Annotated in this window: 4 protein-coding genes, 1 tRNA gene and 1 pseudogene; all 6 read right to left on the reverse strand. The window is 51.9% G+C overall.

The genetic code is table 11. The annotated features are described in order from the left end of the window. Positions 1–258: 258 nt before the first annotated feature. Positions 259–954, reverse strand: a complete 696-nt coding sequence (gene rplA / locus AUK77_RS17935; protein WP_296132529.1) for a 50S ribosomal protein L1 — start codon at positions 952–954, stop codon at positions 259–261. Beyond that, positions 954–1,385: a 50S ribosomal protein L11 gene (rplK, locus tag AUK77_RS17940; protein WP_108489518.1), complete on the reverse strand. Its 432-nt coding sequence runs from the start codon at positions 1,383–1,385 to the stop codon at positions 954–956. Before rplK ends, rplA begins: the two co-directional genes overlap by 1 nt. A gap of 117 nt (positions 1,386–1,502) precedes the next feature. Next, positions 1,503–2,036 (reverse strand): transcription termination/antitermination protein NusG, encoded by a 534-nt coding sequence (gene nusG, locus AUK77_RS17945; RefSeq protein ID WP_296132532.1) that lies wholly within the window; start codon positions 2,034–2,036, stop codon positions 1,503–1,505. 9 nt (positions 2,037–2,045) lie between these two features. Continuing rightward, positions 2,046–2,414: a preprotein translocase subunit SecE gene (gene secE, locus AUK77_RS17950; RefSeq protein ID WP_296132533.1), complete on the reverse strand. Its 369-nt coding sequence runs from the start codon at positions 2,412–2,414 to the stop codon at positions 2,046–2,048. 43 nt (positions 2,415–2,457) lie between these two features. Further along, a tRNA-Trp gene (locus tag AUK77_RS17955) sits at positions 2,458–2,533 on the reverse strand. Between the two features lie 54 nt (positions 2,534–2,587). Continuing rightward, a pseudogene (locus AUK77_RS17960) lies at positions 2,588–2,707 on the reverse strand (elongation factor Tu); the annotation flags it as partial.

Genomic DNA, 2,707 nt, shown 5'->3' on the forward strand with positions numbered 1-2,707 from the left:
ACTTTGGCAGCCTCGTTGACTTCAGCGACGATGGCCTTCTTGTCTTCGAGTTTAATTGCCACGGGTTTAACTCCTGCTTGTTACCGTTTCATCTGCCCGGAGGCTGATGTCGTTTTGGTGTCTGATTCGGTAAGAATCGGGAGCACCATCTGCGTAGGCTTTTAGTTTAAGACTTTCGCCACCTACGGTCTTGGATAGCCCCCGCAAAGCAGGGACCCCAAACCTTCGAAGCCGCGTACAAATACGCGACCTCATTTATTACGCGTCGAGCGAGCCTTGATCGATGATCAAACCTGGGCCCATAGTGGTGCTCAGGGTAACGCGCTTGACGTAGACGCCTTTCGAGGTCGACGGCTTGAGGCGTTTCAGATCAGAGATCAGCGCTTCAACGTTCTGCTTCAGCTTCTCGGCGTCAAAACCAACCTTACCGACGGAGCCGTGGATGATGCCGTTCTTGTCAGTACGGAAACGCACTTGACCAGCCTTGGCATTCTTCACAGCTGTGGCAACGTCAGGGGTAACGGTACCGACTTTCGGGTTAGGCATCAGGCCGCGAGGACCGAGCACTTGACCCAGCTGACCAACAACGCGCATTGCATCCGGGGAAGCAATCACAACGTCATAGTTCAGGTCGCCGGCTTTCATCTCAGCAGCCAGATCGTCCATACCCACGCGATCAGCACCGGCGGCCAGAGCAGCTTCAGCAGCTGGGCCTTGGGTGAATACGGCAACGCGAACGCTTTTACCCGAGCCGTTCGGGAGAACGGTGGCGCCACGTACAACCTGGTCAGATTTACGCGGATCAACACCAAGGTTGACAGCGATATCAACGGACTCAGAGAACTTAACTGCAGACAGTTCAGCCAGCAGAGCTGCTGCTTCAACAAAGTTATAAGCCTTGCCAGCTTCAACTTTCTCAGCGATAGCCTTTTGACGCTTAGTCAGCTTAGCCATTACACACCCTCCACGTTGAGGCCCATGCTACGAGCGGAGCCGGCGATAGTACGCACAGCGGCATCCATATCAGCGGCAGTCAGATCAGCCTGTTTAGTTTTGGCGATCTCTTCCAGCTGAGCACGAGTCACAGTGCCAACCTTAACGCTATTTGGGCGAGCCGAACCGCTAGTCAGGCCAGCAGCCTTTTTAAGCAGTACCGAAGCCGGGGTGCTTTTGGTTTCGAAGGTAAAGCTACGGTCGCTATAAACAGTGATGATCACTGGAGTTGGCAGACCTGGCTCCATGCCTTGAGTACGGGCATTGAACGCTTTACAGAATTCCATGATGTTCACGCCATGCTGACCCAGTGCAGGGCCTACGGGTGGCGAAGGGTTGGCTTGTGCAGCCTTTACTTGCAGCTTGATATAAGCCGTAATTTTCTTAGCCATGAGCTACTCCAGTTTTGGGTTCTAGCGCCTTTATGGCTCCCCAGTTATTGCCTATTTATCCCACTGACGAAAAAACCCCGCAGCCCAAGACTGCGGGGTAAGGGATGCTTATGTCAGTTACGCCTTCTCGACCTGACTGAACTCCAGCTCGACCGGTGTAGAGCGACCAAAAATTGTCACCGCCACCTGAATTCGGCTTTTTTCGTAATTCACTTCTTCTACGACACCACTGAAATCAGCAAACGGACCATCAGTCACGCGCACTATCTCACCAGGCTCGAACAAAGTTTTCGGCTTCGGCTTGTCGCCACTGTCTGCAACTCGGCGCAGAATGGCATCGGCTTCTTTCTCAGTAATTGGCGCAGGTTTATCAGCCGTACCACCAATGAAGCCCATGACGCGAGGCGTATTCTTGATCAGATGCCAAGTCGCCTCACTCATTTCCATCTGCACCAAGACGTAGCCAGGAAAGAATTTACGCTCACTTTTTCGCTTCTGACCATTCCGCATTTCCACAACTTCTTCAGTGGGAACCAGAATCTCGCCAAAAACATCTTCCATACCAGCAAGCTTTACACGCTCGACCAACGAGCGCATGACATGCTTCTCGTAACCCGAGTAAGCATGCACAACGTACCAACGCTTAGCCACGGGACACCCTTAGCCGACAATCAACGAAACAAGCCATCCAAGCAGGGAATCCAAGCCCCACAACAACAGCGCCATAACCAAAACAACAGCTACAACGATCAAAGTTGTCTGCGTGGTTTCCTGGCGAGTTGGCCAAACGACCTTGCGAATTTCGACACGCGCTTCTTTCGCCAACACCCAAAAGGCTTGACCTTTCGATGTTTGAAGGGCGATCACACCAGCCACTGCAGAAATAACCAACAGAGCCAACACGCGATACAGGATAGGCTCAGCAGAGAAATACTGATTGCCAACCACACCCACGACAACCAGAGCAGCAACAACCAGCCACTTAAGCATGTCGAAGCGAGTGTCTTTGGCTTCAGGCTTAACATTCATCTACTAATTTCCTGTAAAGAGACATGCCAAATTCTTATGAATATGGCAGGTCAGGAGGGAATCGAACCCCCAACCTACGGTTTTGGAGACCGTCGCTCTGCCAATTGAGCTACTGACCTAAAAACTTAATTAGGCCGGCAATTATGCCGGCCTAATCAATACAGATCAATCGTTTACGCGATGATCTTTGCTACCACGCCAGCGCCGACGGTACGACCGCCTTCACGAATAGCGAAACGCAGACCTTCTTCCATCGCAATGGTTTTGATCAGAGTGACAGTCATCTGGATGTT

Source organism: Pseudomonas sp. Ga0074129, assembly GCA_001465025.1.
Lineage (GTDB): Bacteria > Pseudomonadota > Gammaproteobacteria > Pseudomonadales > Pseudomonadaceae > Aquipseudomonas.